We start from the raw sequence: 21761 nt of genomic DNA, 5'->3' as shown, positions 1-21761 counted from the left end.
CTCGTCCACCGAAGACCTCGTCGCCGCACTCAGGGGCTCGCTGCTGGACAACGAGCGCCTGCGCAAGCAGAACAAGCGCTTCATGGCCTCGCTCAGCGAGCCGATCGCGATCGTCGGTATGGGCTGCCGGTTCCCCGGCGGGGTGCGTAACCCCGAGCAACTCTGGGAGCTTTTGGACGCCGGTGTGGACACCGTGGGTGGCTTCCCCACCGACCGTGGCTGGGACACGGCGATGCTGGGCCAGCTCGGCCTGGACGCCAGCACCTCGGCGCAGGGTGGTTTCCTCTACGACGCGGCCGAGTTCGACCCGGCGTTCTTCGGGATCAGCCCGCGCGAGGCGCTGGCGATGGACCCGCAGCAGCGGCTTCTGCTGGAGACCTCCTGGGAGGCTCTGGAGCACGCCGGGATCGAGCCGAAGTCGCTGCGCGGCAGCAAGTCCGGTGTTTTTGTGGGCGGCGGTTTCCTGGGCTACGGCACCGGCCTGGAGGGCAGCGGCTCCGAGGGCTACCTGCTCACCGGTACCGCTTCCAGCGTGATCTCCGGCCGGGTCTCGTACACCCTCGGGCTGGAGGGCCCGGCCGTGACGGTGGACACGGCCTGCTCGTCGTCGCTGGTGGCGCTGCACCTGGCCGCCCAGGCGCTGCGCTCGGGCGAGGTGTCGCTGGCCCTGGCCGGTGGCGTGACGGTGATGGCCACGCCCGGTTCGTTCGCGGGCTTCGCGCTGCAGCAGGGGCTGGCCGGCGACGGGCGGTGCAAGTCCTTCGGTGCGGGTGCGGACGGCACCGGCTGGGGTGAGGGCGCGGCGGTCCTGGTGCTGGAAAGGCTTTCGGACGCCCGGAAGAACGGGCACGAGGTTCTGGCCGTGGTGCGCGGCAGCGCGGTCAACCAGGACGGCGCCTCGAACGGGCTCACCGCGCCGAACGGTCCCTCGCAGCAGCGCGTGATCAAGGCCGCGCTCTCCAGCGCCCGGCTGAGCACCGCGGACGTGGACGTGGTGGAGGCACACGGCACCGGCACGGTGCTGGGCGACCCGATCGAGGCCCAGGCGCTGCTGGCCACCTACGGCCAGGACCGGCCGGAGGACAAGCCGCTGTGGCTGGGCTCGGTGAAGTCCAACCTCGCACACACGCAGGCCTCGGCCGGTATCGCCGGCGTGATGAAGATGGTGCTCTCGATGCACCACGACCGCCTGCCCAAGACCCTGCACGCCGACGAGCCCACGCCGCACGTGGACTGGACGGCGGGCAACATCAGACTGCTCGCCTCGCCGGTCGACTGGACGAGGGCCGAGAACCCGCGCCGGGCGGGCGTTTCTGCTTTTGGGATCAGCGGCACCAACGCGCACGTGATCATCGAGGAAGCCCCGGCCGCGGTGGCCGAGGACAAGCCGGTCGAGCGGGGCCCGCAGGTCCTGACCGGGCAGGCTCCGGTGTGGCTGGTCTCCGGTCACACGCCCGAGGCTCTGGCCGCGCAGGCCGGCCGGCTGGTGGGGCGCCTGCGTTCCTGCCCCGACCTGGACCCGGCCGATGTCGCCTGGTCGCTGGCCACCAGCCGGTCCACCTTCGAGCAGCGCGCGGTGGTCTTCGGCGACCTGCCCGCCGGTCTGGCCGGGCTCGCCGCCGGCACCGCGGGCGCCGACGTGGTGGCCGGAGAGGTTCCGGCCGGGCGGCCCGCCCGGGTCGGGTTCGTCTTCGCCGGTCAGGGCGCTCAGCGGGCCGGGATGGGCCGTGAGCTGTACGCCGCCTCGCCGGTGTTCGCCGAGGCGTTCGACCGGGCCTGCGCCGTGCTGGAGGCCGAGCTCGGCGTGCCGGTGAAGGACGTGGTGCTCAGCCCGGCCGAGGACCCGCGGGCCGACCAGACGCTGTACGCCCAGACCGGCCTGTTCGCCGTCGAGGTGGGCCTGGTGGCGCTGCTGGCCGCAGCCGGGATCACCCCGGACGCGGTGGCGGGCCACTCGGTCGGCGAGATCGCGGCCGCCCACGCCGCCGGGGTGCTCAGCCTCGAAGGTGCCGCCCGGCTGGTGGCCAACCGGGCCCGGCTCATGCAGGCCCTGCCCGAGGGCGGGGCCATGGGCGCGGTCGGGGTGAGCGAGGATGCGATGCTCACCGCCCTCGGCGACGTCGAGGGCGTCTCGATCGCAGCCGTGAACGGCCCGGAGTCGGTCGTGGTCTCCGGCGATGCGCAGGCCGTGGACGGGCTGCTGGAGGACTTCCGCGCCCGCGGCAGCCGGGTGCGTCGGCTGCGGGTCTCGCACGCCTTCCACTCGGCCCGGATGGACGCGGCCCTGGAGCCGCTGACCGCCGTGGCCAACGGCCTGGAGCACAACCGGCCCAGCGTGCGCTGGATCGGCGCGCTCACCGGTGAGGCGGTCAACGAGCCCGATGCCTCGTACTGGGCATCCGCAGCGCGACAGGCGGTGCGCTACGCCGACGCCGTCACCAGCATGGCCAAGCAGGGCATCTCGGTGTTCATCGAGATCGGCCCCGACGCAACCCTCTCGGGGATGGGTGCGCCGCTCGTCGAAGGTGCCCCGTTCGTCCCCTTGCTGAGCCCCAAACTGCCCGCGGGCGAGGCGGTTCTGCGGGCGCTGGCGGGCGCCCACGTGCGCGGTATCCGGGTGGACTGGACTGCGGTACTCACCCCCGCGCGGCGTGTGGCGCTGCCGACCTACGCCTTCCAGCACGAGCGCTTCTGGCCGCAGGGCTCGGCCACCTCGGCCGTGCCCACCAGCCGCGGCGCCTCCCAGGCCGAGAACGCCTTCTGGGCCGCGATCGAGGCCGGTGACCTGGCCAGCCTCTCCGGTGCCCTGCAGGTCGACGGCGAGCAGCCGTTCAGCCAGATCCTGCCGGTGCTGTCGGCCTGGCGGCAGAAGGACCGCGAGGAGTCGGCCGTGGCCGACTGGCGCTACCGGATCAGCTGGAGCCCGCTGTCCGAGAGCGAGGCCCCCGCGCTGAGCGGGACCTGGCTCGTGGTGCATTCCGAGGCCCGCCGCGAGCTGGCTGAGGCCGCCGTCGCCGCGCTGCCGACCGAGACCGTGCTGGTCACCGCCGACGGCGCCCGCGAGGTGCTGGCCGCCCGCCTGCTCGAGGCCCTCGGCGGGCGCACGCCCACCGGGGTGCTGTCGTTCCTGGCCGCCGACGAGGCGCCCCTGGCCGAGCACCCCGACGTCGCCGCCGGGGCCGCCGCCACCGTCACGCTGATCCAGGCCCTCGGTGATGCCCGGATCGACGCGCCGCTGTGGGTGGCCGCCCAGGGCGCGGTGTCTGCGCGTTCCGGCGAGAACCTCTCCAACCCGGTGCAGGCCCAGGTGATCGGCCTGGCCCGGGTGGTCGCCGTGGAACAGCCCGACCGCTACGGCGGCATCATCGACCTCCCGCTCGAGGTCGACGCCCGGGCCTGGGAACGGGTCGGATGCGTCCTGGCCGGTCTCGGCGAGGACCAGGTGGCGATCCGCTCGGTCGGCATCCTCGGGCGCCGGCTGACCCGGATGCGCCGCGGGATGCGCCCGGCCGGTGTCTCCGAGATGCCGGTGGCCGAAAGCTTCCAGCAGGGCAGCGTGCTGATCACCGGTGGCACCGGCGCGATCGGCAGCAACCTGGCCCTGTACCTGGCATCGCGAGGTGCCGCACGGGTCGTGCTTCAGAGCCGTTCCGGCGCCCGCGCCGGACACGTCGCCCGGCTCGCGGCCCAGATCGCCTCCGAGGGCACGGCGGTCAGCGTGGTCGCCGCCGATGTGGCCGTACGCGAGCAGGTTGCCGGCCTGCTCGACTGGATCGGGGCGGACCTCACCGCGGTCATGCACACCGCCGGTGTGCTCGACGACGGTGTCCTCGACCGGATGACCCCGGCCCGGCTGGCGGGCGTGCTCTCGCCGAAGGCCGGCGGTGCCCGCCACCTCGACGAGCTGACCGCCGACCGTGACCTCAGCGCGTTCGTCCTCTTCTCCTCGGCCACGGCCACCTTCGGCGGCGGGGGCCAGGCCAACTACGCCGCCGCCAACGCCTACCTCGACGCATTGGCCGAGAACCGGCGTGCTCGCGGTCTGGCCGCCACCTCGCTGGCCTGGGGCGTGTGGGGCGGCGGCGGTATGGCCGCCTCGGGCGATGCGGTGCAGCAGCGCCTGGGCGGTGGCCCGTTCCGGCCGATGGCCCCGGACCTGGCTCTGCCCGTGCTCGGCCAGGCCATCGAACCGGGCCAGCCCGCCGCACTGACCGTGATGGACATGGACTGGGCGATGGCCGCCGCCGGAATGGGCGACCTGCGCCAGGTTCCGCTGCTGCGCGAGCTTCCCGACGCCGCCGAGACCGCGCCCATCGCCGCCGCCGTCGCCCCCGGGGCTGCGGCCGCGGGCGGGGTAGCGGCCCAGCTGTTCGGGCGCAGCTCCGCCGAGCAGGACGAGATCCTGGTCGAGCTGGTGCGTTCCGAGGCGGCCAACGTGCTGCACCACGCCTCACCCGAGGCGATCGAGGCCGGGCGGGCGTTCAGCGACCTCGGCTTCGACTCACTGACCGCGGTCGAACTGCGCAACCGCCTCTCCGCGGTCTCCGGGCTCACCCTGCCCGCCACCCTGATCTTCGACTACCCCAACCCGTCGGTGCTCGCCGGCTACCTGAAGGGCGAGCTGCTCGGGCAGTCCGACGTGGCCGAGACCGCCCTCGCCGTCCGCGCGGTGGACGACGACCTGATCGCGATCGTCGGCATGGGCTGCCGCTACCCGGGCGGGGTCCGCAGCCCGGAACAGCTCTGGGAACTGCTGGTCTCACGAACGGACGCGGTGGCCGGGTTCCCGGCCGACCGCGGCTGGGGCAACGGGGGAGTGGAGTCCGAGTCGGCCCAGCAGGGCGGGTTCCTCTACGACGCGGCCGAGTTCGACCCCGGCTTCTTCGGCATCAGCCCGCGCGAGGCGCTGGCCATGGACCCGCAGCAGCGCCTGCTGCTGGAGACCTCGTGGGAGGCGCTGGAGCACGCGGGCATCCAGCCCGGCACGCTGCGCGGCAGCCGCACCGGCGTCTTCTCCGGCGGCGCGGCCCTGGGTTACGGCGGCGGGCTCGAGGGCAGCGGCTCGGAAGGGTTCCTGCTCACCGGCACCGCCGGTGCCGTGCTCTCCGGCCGCGTCTCGTACGTCCTCGGGCTGGAAGGGCCCTCCGTCACCGTCGACACCGCCTGTTCCTCCTCGCTGGTCACCCTGCACCTGGCCGCCCAGGCCCTGCGCAGCGGCGAGTGCAACCTGGCCCTGGCCAGCGGAGTCACCGTGATGGCGACGCCGGTCGCGTTCGCCGGGTTCGCCCTGCAGCAGGGGCTGGCCGGTGACGGGCGGTGCAAGTCGTTCTCGGCCGACGCCGACGGCACCGGCTGGGGTGAGGGCGCCGGCGTGATCGTGCTGGAGCGCCTGTCCGACGCCCGCCGCAACGGTCACCGGGTGCTGGCGGTCGTGGCCGGCTCGGCGGTGAACCAGGACGGCGCCTCCAACGGCCTGACCGCCCCCAACGGTCCCTCCCAGCAGCGGGTGATCCGCCAGGCCCTGGCCTCGGCCGGGCTCACCACCGCCGACGTGGACGCGGTCGAGGCGCACGGCACCGGCACCGTGCTGGGCGACCCGATCGAGGCCCAGGCCCTGCTGGCCACCTACGGTCAGGGACGCCCAGACGACCAGCCGCTGCGGCTCGGCTCGGTGAAGTCCAACCTGGCCCACACCCAGGCCGCGGCCGGTGCCGCGGGTGTCATGAAGATGGTCCTGGCCATGCAGCACGGTCTGCTGCCGGCCTCCCTGCACGCCGGTGAGCCCTCGCCGCACGTGGACTGGAACGCGGGCCGGATCCGGCTGCTGGCCGAGCCGGAGCAGTGGCCGGCCGCCGTCGGCCGGCCCCGCCGCGCGGGCATCTCCGCCTTCGGCATCAGCGGCACCAACGCCCACGTCGTCATCCAGGAACCGCCCGCCCTCACCGAGAACGAAGGCGAGCAGACCGCTGCGGCGCCGCGAGCGTCCTCTCGTGTGCTGAAGGACGCCCCCCGCGTCTGGCTGGTCTCGGGCCGCACGCCGGCCGGACTCGCCGCCCAGGCCGGGCGCCTGCTGCACCACGTGGCCGCCCGCCCGGAACTGGACAAGCGCGACGTCGCCTGGTCGCTGGTGCACAACCGCTCCACCTACGAACACCGCGCCGCCGTGCTCGGCGGCTCCACCCCCGAACTGATGACCGGCCTGGAGGCGCTCTCCGACCTCAGGCCGGCCAAGCGCGTCATCACCGGCGCCGGTCGCAGCGGCCGGGTCGGATTCCTGTTCGCCGGCCAGGGCGCCCAGCGCGCCGGTATGGCCCGTGACCTGCACGCCGCCAGCCCGGTCTTCGCGGCCGCCTTCGACCACGCCGTCGACCTGCTGGAGATCGAGCTCGGCCTACCGGTGCGGGACGTGTTCCTGGGGGAGGTCGGCGACGAGCGTGCCGATGCGACCCTGTATGCCCAGACCGGGCTGTTCGCCGTCGAGATCGGCCTGCTGGCCCTGCTCGCGGCCGCCGGGGTGCGCCCGGACGTGGTGGCGGGGCACTCGGTCGGTGAGATCGCGGCCGCCCACGCGGCCGGGGTCCTGCGGCTCGAGGACGCCTGCCGTCTGGTGGCCGCGCGGGCCCGGCTGATGCAGGACCTGCCGGCCGGCGGGGCGATGGCGGCGATCGAGGCGACCGAGGACGAGATCACCCCGGCTCTGGGTGCCTCGCTCTCCCTGGCCGCGGTGAACGGGCCGAAGTCGGTCGTCGTCTCGGGTGATTCGGCGGCGGTCGAGGCGGTCGTCGAACAGTGGCGGGCCCGGGGACGCCGGGTGCGTCGCCTGCGGGTCTCGCACGCCTTCCACTCGGCCCGGATGGAGCCGGTTCTGGCCGAGCTGGCGGCCGTGGCCGAGGAGCTGCCGCACGCCGCGCCCACGGCTACCTGGGTGGGTGCGCTGAACGGGGCGGTGGTCTCGGCGCCGGAGCCGGCCTACTGGCCCGCCCAGGCCCGGGAAGCGGTGCGCTTCGCCGACTCGGTGAGCGAGATGGCCGGCCTGGGCGTGACGCTCTTCGTCGAGATCGGACCGGACGGCACGCTCACCGCGATGGGTGAGAACGCGCTGTCCGGTGAGGGACTGGGCTTCGTCACGCTGCTGAACCCGGTGCTGCCCACCCCCGAGTCGGTGTTGGCCGCCCTGGCCCGGATGCACGTGCAGGGTGTGGACGTGGCCTGGCCCGCCGTGCTCGAGCCGGGCAGCCCGGTGGACCTGCCCACCTACGCCTTCCAGCGCCAGCGTTTCTGGCCCGAGGTGAACCTGTCCGGCTCTGCCGTCGTGAACGGCGGCACGGTGGGCACGGTGGCCGAGGAACAGTTCTGGTCGGCGGTGGAGTCCGGCGACCTGGCCGCGCTCGCCGGCGCCCTGGACCTGGACGGCGACCGGCCGCTCAGCGAGGTGCTGCCGCTGCTGGCCTCCTGGCGGGTCAAGGACCGCGCCGAGGCCGCGGTGGCCGGCTGGCGCTACCGGGTGACCTGGTCGCCGGTGGCCGAGCCAGAGGCCGCGCGCCTGTCCGGGACCTGGCTGCTGGTTGTCGGCGGTGCGCAGGAGATGGCCGAAGGAACCGCGAAGGCCCTCCGAACCGCTGGGGCCGACGTTGTGCTGGTCTCCGTCGCGGACCCCTCTCGTGAGGCCCTGGTAGCGCGGCTGGCCGAGGTGAGCCAGGCCCCGGTCTCCGGTGTGCTCAGCCTGCTGGCCCTGGAGGAGTCCCCGCTGCCCGGCCACGCCGAGGTCAGCACCGGTCTGGCCGCGTCACTGGCCCTGCTGCAGGCGCTGGGAGAGGCCCGGATCGGGGCGCCGGTGTGGCTGCTCACCCAGCAGGCGGTCGCGGCCACCCGGCACGACCTCGGCACCGAAGGACTGCCCCACGCGGTGCAGAGCCAGGTGTGGGGGCTCGGGCGCTCGGCGGCGATGGAGTACCCCGACCGCTGGGGCGGCCTGATCGACCTGCCCGCAGTGCTCGACGAGCGCGCGGGTGCGCGACTGGCCGCCCTCCTGACCGGCACCTGCGGCGAGGACCAGGCCGTCATCCGTCCCTCGGGCATCTTCGGCCGCCGCCTGGTGCGGGCCACCCGCCCGGCCGGCGCGCCCGAAGGTGGGGCCGCCACGGTCGAGGGCACAGCCCTGATCACCGGCGGCACCGGCGCCCTCGGCGGCCGTCTCGCCACCTGGCTGGCCGAGCGCGGAGCCACCCGGATCGTCCTGCTCAGCCGCTCCGGCGCCCGGGCCGCAGGCGTGGCCCGGACCGTGGCCGCCCTGGCCGAGGCCGGCGCCGGCGTGCAGGTCGTGGCGGCCGACGTCTCCCACCGCGAGCACCTGGCCACCGTGCTGGGCGGCATCCCCGACCTCACCACGGTGATCCACACCGCCGGTGTGCTGGACGACGGTGTGCTGGACCGGATGACGCCCGAGCGCCTGGACAACGTCCTGGCCGTGAAGGCGGGCGGGGCCCGGCTCCTGGACGAGCTGACGGCCGGGCTGGACCTGACCTCGTTCGTGCTGTTCTCCTCCGCCGCAGCGACCTTCGGCGGCGGCGGGCAGGGCAACTACGCCGCGGCCAACGCCTACCTCGACGCGCTGGCCGAGAACCGGCGCTCGAGGGGTCTGCCCGCGACCGCGCTGGCCTGGGGCCCGTGGGCGGGCGGCGGTATGGCCCAGTCCGACACCACGGTGCGCGAGCGCCTGGGCAGCGGCCCGTTCAAGGCGATGGACCCGGACCGGGCGCTGCAGGTGCTGGGGCAGTCGCTGAACGACGGTGACACCACGCTGACCGTCTCGGACGTGGACTGGGCGCAGATCGCTGCTGCGGTGGGCGACATCAGCCAGGCCCCCTTCCTGCGTGAGCTCACCGACGTCCACACGCTGATGCCGGTCTCGGCATCGGGCGCCGCCGAGGTCGTGGGCACCCAGGAACTGGCGCGACGCCTGAACGGGCGGCCCGCCGAGGAGCAGGACTCGATCCTGACCGACCTGGTCCGCGCCGAGGCCGCCGCGATCCTGCGGCACGACTCGGCCGACGCCGTCGAGGCCGAACGAGCTTTCAGCGAGATGGGTTTCGACTCGCTCACCGCGATCGAGCTGCGCAACCGGCTGTCCGAGCTGGCCGGCGTACCGCTGCCCTCCACCCTGATCTTCGACTACCCCACCCCGGCCGGTCTGGCCCGCTACCTGCGTGAGGAGCTGCTCGGCGCCGACGTCTCGGCCTCGACGGTCCAGCCGGTGCGGGTCTCCGCCGCCGTGGACGACGACCCGATCGCGATCGTCGGTCTGGGCTGCCGTTACCCCGGTGGTGTGCGTAGCCCCGAAGACCTGTGGGAGCTGCTGGTCACCGGGACCGACGCGGTCTCGGGCTTCCCCAGCGACCGCGGCTGGGGCGACCTGACCGCGGGCGGGGTGGACGCTCCGGCCCAGCAGGGCGGTTTCGTCCACGACGCCGGCTACTTCGACCCCGGCTTCTTCGGGATCAGCCCGCGTGAGGCGCTGGCGATGGACCCGCAGCAGCGCCTGCTGCTCGAGACGTCCTGGGAAGCACTGGAGCACGCGGGGATCCGCCCCGGCTCGCTGCGCGGCAGCCTGACCGGTGTGTACGCCGGCGGCGGCCCGACCGGTTACGGCGTCGGGCTGGAAGGCAGCGGTTCCGAGAGCTTCCTGATGACGGGTACTGCGGGCGCGGTCTTCTCCGGCCGGGTCTCGTACGTGCTCGGGCTGGAAGGCCCGTCGGTGACGGTGGACACGGCCTGCTCGTCCTCACTGGTGGCCATGCACCTGGCGGCCCAGGCCCTGCGCTCGGGGGAGTGCGACCTGGCGCTGGCCGGTGGTGTGACGGTGATGGCGACCCCGATGGGCTTCGCCGAGTTCTCCCGTCAGCAGGGCCTCGCCTCCGACGGCCGGTGCAAGTCGTTCGGCGCCGGTGCCGACGGCACGGGCTGGGCCGAGGGCGCGGGAATGATCGTGCTGGAGAGGCTTTCGGACGCTCGCCGCAACGGTCACGAGGTCCTGGCGGTGATGCGCGGCAGTGCGATCAACCAGGACGGCGCCTCGAACGGCCTGACCGCGCCCAACGGCCCCTCGCAGCAGCGGGTGATCCGGGCTGCTCTGGCCAACGCCCGGCTGACGGCCTCGGACATCGACGTGGTCGAGGCGCACGGCACGGGCACCGTGCTGGGCGACCCGATCGAGGCTCAGGCGCTGCTGGCCACCTATGGACAACCCGGTCAGGCGCCCCGAACGAACGGCCCGGTGCGGCTGGGCTCGGTGAAGTCGAACATCGCCCACACCCAGGCGGCCGCGGGCGCGGCCGGCGTGATGAAGATGATCCTGGCGATGCGGCACGGCCTGCTGCCGCAGACGCTGCACGCCGAGGAACTGTCGCCGCACGTGGACTGGAACGCGGGCAACCTGGCCCTGCTGACCGAGGCCGAACCGTGGACCGGTGAGAACGGGCCGCGGCGGGCGGGTGTCTCGGCGTTCGGCATCAGCGGGACCAACGCGCACGTGATCATCGAAGAGGCCCCGAGGACGGAGACCACGGAGTCCGGGGAATGGAGCGAAGCGCTGCCGGGGGCCGAGGCCGGCCGAGTCGAGGCCGACACGGCCGACACGGCCGACACAGCTGAGGTGGCTGACCTGGCTGACCTGGCTGGGGTGGATCGGACCGCCGTCGCTGAGAAGCCCTGCGTCTGGACGCTTTCCGGCCGTTCCTCCGAGGCCCTCGCGGCCCAGGCCGGCAAGTTGCTCGAGCACGTGAAGGCCCACCCCGAGCTGAACCCGGCCGATGTGGCCTGGTCGCTGGCCACCACCCGCACCACCTTCGACCACCGCGCAGCAGTGGTGGGCAGTGACGCCAACGCCCTGCTGGCCGGACTGAGCGCGGTGGTGGAGGGCCGGTCCGGCGCGGTGGCCACCTCTACTGGTTACGTCGCGTCCGGCAGCGTCCCCTCCGGCCGCCGGGCCCGGGTCGGCTTCCTCTTCGCCGGCCAGGGCGCCCAGCGCGCCGGGATGGGCCGTGACCTGTACGCCGCCAACCCCGCCTTCGCCGCTGCCTTCGACGAGGTGTGCGCGGTGGTCGAGGCCGAGCTGGGCCTGCCGATCCGTGAGGTCGTGCTGGCCGAGCCCGACAACGAGGACGAGCGAGCCGACCAGACTCTCTACGCCCAGACCGGGCTGTTCACGATCGAGGTCGCCCTGGTGCGGATGCTGGCCGCGGCCGGTGTGCGCCCGGAGGTGGTGGCCGGGCACTCGGTCGGTGAGATCGCGGCCGCGCACGTGGCCGGGGTGCTCAGTCTGGAGGACGCCGCCCGACTGGTCGCGGCGCGGGCGCGGCTGATGCAGGAGCTGCCCGCCGGCGGTGCGATGGCCGCGATCGCGGCGAGCGAGGCCGAGATCAGGAAGACCCTGCCTGAGGACGGCGGTGTCGGCGTCGCGGCGGTCAACGGGCCTTCGTCGGTGGTCGTCTCCGGCGACGAGCAGGCCGTGGACGCCCTGCTGGAACGGTGGCGCGAGCAGGGCCGGCGGGTGCGCCGGCTGCGGGTCAGCCACGCCTTCCACTCGGCCCGGATGGAGCCGGTCCTCGAAGAGCTGGGCCGGGTGGCGCAGGGACTGGACCACCAGGCGCCGAGGATCACCTGGGTCGGCGCCCTGAGCGGTGAAGTCGTGGCCGGCCCGCAGGCCCACTACTGGCCGGCCCAGGCCCGCGAGGCGGTGCGTTTCGCCGACGCGGTGACCACGATGGCCGGGCACGACGTGGATGTCTTCATCGAGATCGGCCCGGACGGAACTCTTGCCGGTCTCGCGGCCGGCGTGATCGACGAGGCCGTGTTCGCGTCGGTGCTCAACCCCGCCCTGCCGGCCGCCCAGGCCGTGCTGGCGGCGCTGGGCCAGGCCCACGTGGCCGGGGTCAACGTCGACTGGGCCAAGACGCTCCCGGCCGCCCGCACGGTGAAGCTGCCGACCTACGCCTTCCAGCGCCAGCTGTTCTGGCCGCAGGGACTCCCGGGCGGCGCCGTGGCCACCGCCAGTGCCTCGTCCGCCGAGGCCCTGTTCTGGTCGGCCGTCGAGCAGGGTGACCTGGCCGGCCTCACCGGGGCCCTGCAGCTGGACGGCGACCGGCCGCTCAGCGAGGTGCTTCCGGCGCTCGCCTCCTGGCGGGAACGGGACCGCGAGGAGTCTGCGGTGGCGGGCTGGCGTTACCGGATCAGCTGGACACCGGTGAACGACGCCGCAACCGTCTCCTTCGAGGGCAACTGGCTGATCCTGACCGGCCCCGCGGGCGCACAGGCCGCGGCCGCCATCACTGCGGGTCTGGCCGAGCGCGACGGCACGCCGATCCTGGTCGAGGCCGGGGCCGAGCACGTGGACCGTTTCGCCCTGGCCGCGCTGCTGAGCGAGGTGCGCTCGCCCAGCGGCGAACCCCTCTACTCGGCCGATGCACCGTCGCCCGCCCTGCGCGGCGTGATCTCGCTGCTGGCGCTGGAGGAGAGCCCGCTGCCGCACCTGGCGTCGGTGCCCACCGGTCTGGCCGCCACTCAGGGCCTGATCCAGGTTCTGGGTGACGCCGGGGTGGCCGCCCCGCTGTGGATCCTCACACGCAGCGCCGTGGCCGCCGGATCCGGTGAGAGCGTCGCCGGCCTGGCGCAGGCTGCGGTCTGGGGCCTGGGCCGGGTCGCTGTCCTCGAGCACCCCGAGCGGGTGGCCGGTCTGGTGGACCTGCCGGCGGAACTGACCGAGCGCGTCGTGACCCGCCTCCTCCCGGTCCTGGCCGGTGCCACCGGCGAGGACCAGGTGGCCGTGCGCGGATCCGGTGTCCTGGCGCGGCGGCTGGCCCGTGCGGGGCAGCCGGACCCGACCCGTCCGTGGGCCCCGGGTGGGACGGTTCTTCTCACCGGTGGCACGGGTTCCATCGGTGGACGGGTGGCCCGCTGGGTTTCCGGTCGTGGTGCCGAGCGGGTGGTCCTCACCAGCCGCTCGGGTGCGACGGCGGGCGGCGCCGCGCAGTTGGCGGCCGAGCTGGCCGAGGCGGGCACGGCGGTCGTCGTGGCCGCCTGCGACACGGCCGTGAAGAGCGAGGTGGCCGGGCTGCTGGCTGCCCTCCACGGGACCGGCCTAGGTTCGGCAAGGACTGTCAGGGGTCTCGCCGGTTCACCCATTACATCCGTCTTCCATGCCGCCGGGGCCGAGGTCGGCACCCCGCTGATCGCCGCCGACCCCGAGTCCCTCGAGGCGATGCTCGCGCCCAAGGCCGCCGGTGCCGCCCACCTCGACGAGCTGACCGGCGACCTGGACGCGTTCGTCCTCTTCTCCTCGATCGCCGCCACCTGGGGCAGCGGCAGCCAGTCGGCCTACGCCGCGGCCAACGCCTACCTCGACGCCCTGGCCGAGAACCGGCGGGCCCGGGGCCTGGCCGCGACCTCGATCGCCTGGGGCCTTTGGGGCGGAGGCGGTCTCGGTTCCCGGCAGCCGGAGTCCGGGGCCCAACTGGCCCGGATGGGCGTGCGCACGCTCGACCCGGACCGGGCGGTCAGCGCCCTGGCCGGTGCCCTCGACGGCGGCGACCGGGTGGTCACGGTGGCCGACATCGACTGGGACCGGTTCGCGCCGGTCTTCAACCTGCGCCGGCCCAGCCGGCTGATCGACGACCTGCCCGAGGTGCGCCGCGCCCTGAGCGCAGCCGCCGAGAACAGCACCACCGCCACCGACAGCGAGTTCGCCCGCGAACTGGGCAAGGCGGCACCGGCCGAGCAGGAGCGGATCCTGCTGCGCCTGGTGCAGTCCGAGGCCGCGGCAGTGCTGGGCTACGGCCCCGAGGAGGCCGCGGGCGTGGTGCAGCCCGGCCGGGCGTTCCGCGATCTGGGCTTCGACTCCTTGACGGCCGTCGAACTGCGCAGCCGCCTGGGTGCGGCCACCGGGCTCCGGTTGCCCGCCACGTTCGCCTTCGACCACCCGGCCCCGGTGGACGCGGTGCGCTACCTGCGCGCCGAACTGCTCGGGGCCGACGACGCAAACGCGACCAGCACCGCTGTGGCGACACAGACGTCCTCTGATCCGATCGTCATCGTCGGTATGGGGTGCCGCTTCCCCGGCGGCGCGGGCAACCCCGACGAGTTCTGGGAACTGCTGGCCAACGGCACCGACGCGGTCGCCGGCTTCCCGGCCGACCGGGGCTGGGCGATCAGCGACGAGGCCCAGGCACAGGGCGGTTTCGTCTACGACGCGGCCGCCTTCGACCCGGACTTCTTCGGGATCAGCCCACGCGAGGCCCTGGCCATGGACCCGCAGCAGCGGATGCTGCTGGAGGTCTCGTGGGAGGCCCTCGAGCACTCCGGCATCGACCCGACCTCGCTGCGCGGCAGCCGCACCGGCGTCTTCGCCGGCGGCAGCCACTCGGCCTACGGCATCGGCTCCAGCGATCCGTCGTCGCAGGGCTTCCAGCTCACCGGCAGCGCGATGAGCGTGATCTCCGGCCGCGTCTCGTACGTGCTCGGCCTCGAGGGCCCGGCCGTCACCGTGGACACGGCCTGCTCCTCCTCGCTGGTCGCGCTGCACCTGGCCGCGGCCTCGCTGCGTACCGGCGAGAGCGACCTGGCTCTGGCCGGGGGAGTCACCGTGATGGCCACCTCAGGCGCTTTCGCGGAGTTCGCCGCCCAGCAGGGCCTGGCGGGCGACGGCCGTAGCAAGTCGTTCGGCGAGGGCGCGGACGGCACCGGCTGGGGCGAGGGCGCGGGTGTCATCGTGCTGGAAAGACTTTCGGACGCCCGCCGCAACGGTCACCGGGTGCTGGCCGTGGTCGCGGGCAGCGCGGTCAACCAGGACGGCGCCTCCAACGGCCTGACCGCGCCCAACGGTCCCTCGCAGCAGCGGGTGATCCGGGCCGCGCTGGCCTCGGCCGGACTGTCCACGGCCGACGTGGACGCGGTGGAGGCACACGGCACCGGCACGGTGCTGGGCGACCCGATCGAGGCCCAGGCGCTGCTGGCCACCTACGGCCAGGACCGGCCCGAAGACCGCCCACTGTGGCTGGGTTCGGTGAAGTCGAACATCGCCCACACCCAGGCCGCGGCCGGGGCCGCGGGCGTGATCAAGATGGTGCTGGCCCTGCGCCACCAGATGCTTCCGGTCTCGCTGCACTCGCAGACCCCCTCGCCGCACGTGGACTGGAGCGCGGGCCGGGTGAGCCTGCTCAACGCCGCTCGCGGGTGGGAGGCAGAGGCGGGCCGCACCCGCCGGGCCGGTGTCTCGGCCTTCGGCATCAGCGGCACCAACGCTCACGTGATCATCGAAGAGGCCCCGCAGGAAGACGGCTCCGGCGAAACGGCGCAGCCGACCGGGCCGAACCAGCCGGTGGAGCGGGGCCGAGGGGCCCTGGTCACCGGTGCACCGGTGACCTGGCAGCTCTCCGCCCGTACCCCAGCGGCCCTGGTGGCTCAGGCAACCCGCCTGGCCACCCACGTCCGCAAGCACGAGAACCTCGACCCCGCCGACGTGGCCCGCTCGCTGGCCGAGACCCGCACGTCCTTCACCCACCGGGCCGTCGTGCTCGGCGCCGGCCGCGAAGACCTGCTCACCGGGCTGACGTCTGTTTCCGACCAGAGGACGGGTGCGCGGACTTTCGCGGACGTGGTGCCCCCGGCCGGTGCGGGCCTGATCGGCTTCGTCTTCGCCGGGCAGGGCTCGCAGCGCGCCGGTATGGGCCGTGAGCTGCACGCCGCAAGCCCGGTGTTCGCCGAGGCCTTCGACCGGGCCTGCGCCCTGCTGGAGGCCGAACTCGGCCTGCCGGTGGCCGAAGTCGTACTGGGCGAGCCGGGCGACGAGCGGGCCGACCAGACGGTGTTCGCCCAGACCGGGCTGTTCGCCGTGCAGGTGGGTCTGCTGGCGCTGATGGACCACGCCGGGGTCGTTCCCGACGCGGTGGCCGGTCACTCGGTCGGAGAGATCGCAGCGGCGCACGCGGCCGGGGTGCTCACCCTGGCCGACGCCTGCACGCTGGTGGCCGCCCGGGCCCGCCTGATGCAGGAACTGCCCACCGGCGGGGCGATGGCCGCGATCGAGGCCACCGAGGCCGAGGTGACGGCCGACCTGCCCGAGGGCGCGGAGGTCGCGGCGATCAACGGGCCGACGTCCGTGGTGGTTTCCGGTGATGGCGAAGCGGTCGAGGCGGTCCTGGAGCACTGGCGCTCGGCCGGCCGGCGGGTGCGGCAGTTGCGCGTCAGCCACGCCTTCCACTCCGCCCGCATGGAGCCGATGCTCGAGCAGTTGCATCAGGTGGCCGCGGGCCTGACCTACTCGGCCCCGCTGATCAGCTGGGTGGGAGCGCTCACCGGGGCGGCGATCACCGACCCCTCGGCCGGCTATTGGGTCGAGCAGGCGCGCCAGGCGGTGCGGTTCGCCGACGCCGTCACCACCTTGGCCGACCTCGGCGTGCGCTCGTTCATCGAGATCGGACCGGACACAACGCTTTCGGCGCTCGGCCCGAACAGCGCGCCCGATGCCGCCTTCGTGCCGTTGCTGCGCACCGACCAGGCCGCCGCCGACACCGTCACCGCAGCACTGGCTCGCCTGTACGTGCGCGGTGTGGAGGTGGACTGGGCGCGGGTCCTGCCCGCGGGGAGGCACGTGGAACTGCCCACCTACCCCTTCCAGCATCGCAATTTCTGGCTCATTCCCGACCTGTTCGACGCGTCCTCAATGCTTTCCCTTCCAGGAAGCGCAGAGTCGCAGTTCTGGGCCGCGGTCGACCAGGAAGACGTGGCCGGGCTCACCGGCGCCCTCGGGGTGGACGCGGACCGCTCGTTCGGTGAGGTTCTGCCGGTGCTGGCCTCCTGGCGACGACGCGAACTGGAGGACGCGGTGGGGTCGGCCTGGCGCTACCGCGTCACCTGGGCTGCCGTGCCCGACCCGGAAGCCGCTGCGCTGAGCGGAACCTGGGTTGTGGTGGCACCCTCCGCGCTGCTTGAGGACAGCCGCACCACCGGCGTCCTGGAAGCCCTGACGGCCGGGGGCGCCGAGGTCGAGATCGTCGGCCTCGACGCGGACGAACTCGAGCGGGGAGCCGTGCTGGCCCGCGGGTCGGCCGCGCTGGCCGAGGTGGAGAAGCTGGCCGGCGTGGTCTCGCTGCTGGCCCTGGCCGACACCGCCCCGGGCGAGGTCGTCCCGGCCGGGGTGCTGGGCACCCTGGCCCTGGTGCAGGCCCTGGGCGACGCCGGGATCCAGGTCCCGGTCTGGGCGCTGACCCACAACGCAGTGCAGACCGCCGCCGACCAGCCCGGCGATCCGGCCCAGGCCGCGGTCTGGGGCCTGGGGCGCGTGGTCGCCCTGGAGCACCCCGAGCGCTGGGGCGGCCTGATCGACCTGCCGACCGTGCTGGACACCCGGGCCGCCACTCGTCTGGTGGCGGTGCTGGCCGGGGAGACCGGTGAAGACCAGGTGGCGATCCGGGGCGCGAGCATCCTGGGCCGGCGCCTGACCCGGGCGGCACGGGCCGAGACCACCAACCAGTGGACGCCCGCGGGCACGGTCCTGGTCACCGGCGGCACCGGGTCGATCGGCTCGCGGGTCGCCCGGCTCACGGCCGAGCGCGGGGCTCAGCGCGTCGTGCTGACCTCCCGCTCCGGCCCGGGAGCGGCGGCCACCCTGGCGGCCGAGCTCGCTACGGCCGGGACCACCGTCGAGGTGCTGGCGGTGGACAGCGCCGACCGCGACGCCCTGGCCGCCGTGCTCGAGCGGGTGGGTCCGCTGAGCTCGGTGTTCCACGCGGCCGGAACCTCCATGGACCGGCCGGTGCGCGACCTCACCGCGGGCGACCTGACCCGCCTGATGGCGGCCAAGGCGGCCGGTGCGGCACACCTGGACGAGCTGACCGCCGGGCACGACCTGGACGCGTTCGTACTCTTCTCCTCCGGCTCCACGGTCTGGGGCAGTGCGATGCTGGCCGGGTACGCGGCCGCCAACGCCTACCTCGACGGCCTGGCCGAGGGCCGCCGGGCCCGCGGTCTGACGGTCACCTCGGTGGCCTGGGGGCAGTGGGGCGGTGAGACCGGCCTCGGCGCCGGTGCCGGAGCCGCCCAGCTGGAGCACCTGGGGCTGCGGGCGATGGAACCCGGCCGGGCCCTCGCCCAGCTGGCCGCCGCCCTGGACGCGGGGGAGACGCTGCTCACCGTCGCCGACATCGACTGGGACCGCTTCGCCCCGGTGTTCACCCTGCGCCGGCCCAGCCCGCTGATCGCCGCGCTGCCGGAGGTGCGCCGGGCCCTGGAGGCGGCCCCGGCCCGGGCCGCCGAGACCGGTGACTCACTGGCTCAGCGGTTGAACGAGGCCGGTCCGGTTGAACAGAAAACGCTGCTCCTGGACGTCGTCCGGGCCGAGGCGGCGGCCGTCCTCGGCCACGTCGACGGTGAATCCATCGACCCGGAAACGGGTTTCATCGAGCAGGGCTTCCACTCGCTGACGGCGATCGAGTTCCGCGACCGGCTGGCCGCGCTGACCGGGTTGCGGCTGTCCGGATCGCTGGTGTTCGATCACGCCACACCCGCCCAGCTGGCCCAGCACCTTCGCGGTGAGCTGGTCACGACCGGCCGGGTGGACGGTGAAGGACGCACGGGTGAAACGGCTTCCGGAACCGGCGGCTCGTCGCTCAGCGGGCTGTACGTGGAGGCGACGAGGACAGGACGGTCGGCGGAGGCGGTGAAACTCATCTCGGGGCTGGCCGCGTTCCGGCCGCAGTTCCAGGGCGCCGGCGACTTCGGCGCCCGGCCCGAACCGCTGCGCGTGGCCCGTGGCCCGCAGGCTGGTTCGCAGCAGGCGCACCTGGTCTTCCTGACCTCGTTCTTCGGCCGCTCCGGGGTCCGGGAGTACGCCCGCATCGCCGGCCGGTTCCAGGGTGAGCGCGACGTCTCGGTGCTCGCCGAGCCCGGGTTCCTCACCGGCGAGAAGCTCCCCGCCGACATCGCCGCCCTGGCCGACCTGCAGGCCCAGAGCCTGCTCGAGGCCGGCGTCGGTGACGAGTTCGTCCTGGTCGGCCACTCCACCGGCGGCCTGGTGGCGCACGCCCTGGCCGCCCACCTGGAACAGCTCGGCCGGGCCCCGAAGGCCCTGGTCCTGCTCGACACCCCGACCGTGGGCGAGGAGGGCTTCTCCGGGGACTGGCCCGCGTTCCTGGACGCCACCCTGGCCCTGACCGCGGACTACTCCCAGGACGACACCTGGCTGACGGCAACTGTGCACTATCTGTCCCTCCCCTGGCAGAACGTCGGCGGTACAACCGTTCCGGTGCTGCACCTGCGGGCCTCGGACACCTCCGGCGACCTGCCCGCGATCGCCCACGCCGACGGCCCCGCGCCCGGTTCCGGCCCGTTCACGGTGCTGGACGTGCCCGGCAACCACTTCTCGATGATGGGCGAGGCGGCGGACACCACGGCCCTCGCGATCGACCAGTGGCTCTCCGAACTGTGAAGGAACTCCAGATGAGCAGCGAAGTTTCGCAAGGCCCGCTCGCGATCGTCGGGGCCGGCGTGATGGGCACCAACATCACCACCCTGGCGCTCGGGCACGGCGTGCCGGTGGTCCTGGTCGACGTCGACGAGGAGGTCCTGGCCGAGGCCCGCAGGACGATCGGGCTCAAGCTGCGCCACGGCCAGCTGATGGGCAAGTTCGACGCGCAGCGGGTACTGCACCCGAAGACCGCGCTCACCACCACGGTCTCGCTGGCCGACGCGGCCGGTGCGTTCGCGGTGATCGAGGCGGTCACCGAGCTGGCCGAGACCAAGACCAAGGTGCTGTCGGAGATCTCGCAGCTCGTCGCCCCGGGCACGCTGACCGTCTCGAACACCTCGTGCATCCCGATCGACGAGATGGCCGAGGCGGTGGCCCGTCCGGAGGACCTGGTCGGGGTCCACTTCATGAACCCGGCCTACATGATCGAGATGGTCGAGGTGATCCGCGGCCCGCGCTCCGCCGAGGCCACCATGACCGCGGTCACCGAGCTGCTCACCACGCTCGGGCGTAGGTGCCTGGTGGTGAACGACGGCCCGGGCTTCGTGATCAACAAGGTCCTGCACCCGATGATCAACACCGCGGCGAAGCTGGTGCAGGACGGCGTCGCGAGCGTGGAGGTGGTGGACGGCCTGATGGAGGGCTGCCTCGGCCACTCCACCGGCCCGCTGGCCACCGCCGACCTGATCGGCCTGGACAACCTCGTCGACTCGCTGAACGTGCTGTTCGAGCGCACCGGCGACGAGAGCTGCCGGCCCTGCGACCTGATGCTCGGCCTGGTCCGCGACGGTCACTTCGGCCGCAAGACCGGCCGGGGTTTCTACGACTACTCGAACCCCTCGAACTCCTCGAACAATGTGAAGGTGGCGTCATGACCCAGGTTTCCGGTCTGCAGGCGGAGATCGTCGAGAAGGACCTGACCGAGTACCTGACGGCCAAGATCCGCACCGAGATCGCCCCGGACGACGACATCTTCGCCACCGGCCTGGTCTCCTCGATGTTCGCGATGGAACTGGTCGTGCACCTGGAGTCGACCTACGACATCGCGATCATCGGCCCCGAGCTGAAGCTCGACAACTTCCGCACCGCCAAGGTGATGACCGCCCTGGTGCTGCGGCTGGCCGAAGATGACTGACCAGCTCTCCGGGCTGAAGGAGTTCGCCGCCGGGCTGATCGGCGACCAGGCCGGGGCCTGGGACGTGGCCGGGCAGCTGCCGCTCTCGGAGCTGCGCAAGCTCGGCGAGCGCGGCCTGCTGTGCGCCGAGGTGCCTCCCGCGATGGGCGGTCTCGGGCTCACCAGCGGCGAGAACGGTGAGCTGACCGCGTTCGTCGGCAGCCTGTGCAGCTCCACCCGCAGCATCATGACCTCGCACGGCATGGCCGCCTGGATGGTCTCCCGGTTCGGCGACAAGACCCAGCGCCGCGACTACCTGGCCGAGCTGACCAGCGGCAAGCTGGCCGCGGTCGGCTTCAGCGAGCCCGGCGCTGGCAGCGACCTGGCCGCACTGTCCACCGAGCTGCGCAGTGACGGTAACGAGTTCGTGCTCAGCGGCCAGAAGATGTGGGTTACGGGCGCCTCCTACGCCGACTACGTCATGGTTCTGGCCCGTTTCGGCGACGCGGCCGCGGTGGTCGCGGTGCCCACCGACGCCCCGGGCGTGGAGCTCGAGCCGATCGACGTGGCCGTGCTCGGCTGCCGTGCCGCCGGCCACATCAACGTGCGCCTGGACGACGTGCGCCTGCCCGCCTCGGCGGTGCTGGGCGGCGGCGGCCAAGACCTCACCATGCTCTTCACGGTCGCGCTCTCCTACGGCCGGATCTCGGTGGCCTGGGGCTGCACCGGCATCGTCCGGGCCTGCCTGAAGGCTGCCGTCGAACACGCCCGCCGCCGGGAGCAGTCGGGCAAGAAGATCGGCGAGCACCAGCTGGTCGCCCGGCACCTGGCCGAGCTGTTCGCCGCCGAGCAGGTCAGCACCCGGGTCTGCGAGCAGGCCAGCGCCGCCTGGCAGGCCTACTCGCCCGACCTGGTCACCGCCACCGTGCTGGCCAAGCACGTGGCCGCCGGCCACGCCGCGCACGGCTCGAGCACCGCCGTGCAGGTGCTGGGCTCGGCCGGGGCGGTGGACGGGCACGTCGTGGCCCGCGCCTACCGCGACTCCAAGGTCATGGAAATCATCGAGGGCAGCAACGAGATCAGCCAGCTGATCCTCGCCCACCACGCGCTTTCCCAGACGTACTAGGAGAT

Annotated in this window: 3 protein-coding genes and 1 pseudogene; all 4 read left to right on the top strand. The window is 73.6% G+C overall.

What is annotated here, in order from left to right; all coding sequences use genetic code 11:
• Positions 1-97 precede the first annotated feature (97 nt).
• Positions 98-19477 (top strand): annotated as a pseudogene (locus QSK18_RS17685) (type I polyketide synthase); the annotation flags it as partial.
• Between the two features lie 11 nt (positions 19478-19488).
• A complete protein-coding gene (locus QSK18_RS17680) occupies positions 19489-20391 on the top strand; it encodes a 3-hydroxyacyl-CoA dehydrogenase family protein (protein ID WP_285620561.1) in 903 nt (300 codons plus the stop codon).
• Positions 20388-20651, top strand: a complete 264-nt coding sequence (locus QSK18_RS17675; RefSeq protein ID WP_285620558.1) for a hypothetical protein — start codon at positions 20388-20390, stop codon at positions 20649-20651. The genes QSK18_RS17680 and QSK18_RS17675 overlap by 4 nt, the downstream gene beginning before the upstream one ends.
• Positions 20644-21756, top strand: coding sequence for an acyl-CoA dehydrogenase family protein (locus QSK18_RS17670; RefSeq protein WP_285620556.1), 1113 nt, complete (start codon positions 20644-20646; stop codon positions 21754-21756). Before QSK18_RS17675 ends, QSK18_RS17670 begins: the two co-directional genes overlap by 8 nt.
• Positions 21757-21761: the final 5 nt, after the last annotated feature.

Origin of the sequence: Kineosporia sp. NBRC 101677 (genome assembly GCF_030269265.1) — a bacterium.
Taxonomy (GTDB): Bacteria; Actinomycetota; Actinomycetes; order Actinomycetales; family Kineosporiaceae; genus Kineosporia; species Kineosporia rhizophila.
The sequence above is the reverse complement of the archived record's forward strand: the minus strand, read 5'-3'. Positions and strand labels throughout refer to the sequence as shown.

What these genes read in the sequence shown, in the direction of transcription:
- QSK18_RS17680 (WP_285620561.1), top strand. Translation starts at nt 19,489, where the DNA reads ATGAGCAGCGAAGTTTCGCAAGGCCCGCTCGCGATCGTCGGGGCCGGC.
- QSK18_RS17670 (WP_285620556.1), top strand. Translation starts at nt 20,644, where the DNA reads ATGACTGACCAGCTCTCCGGGCTGAAGGAGTTCGCCGCCGGGCTGATC.
- QSK18_RS17675 (WP_285620558.1), top strand. Translation starts at nt 20,388, where the DNA reads ATGACCCAGGTTTCCGGTCTGCAGGCGGAGATCGTCGAGAAGGACCTG.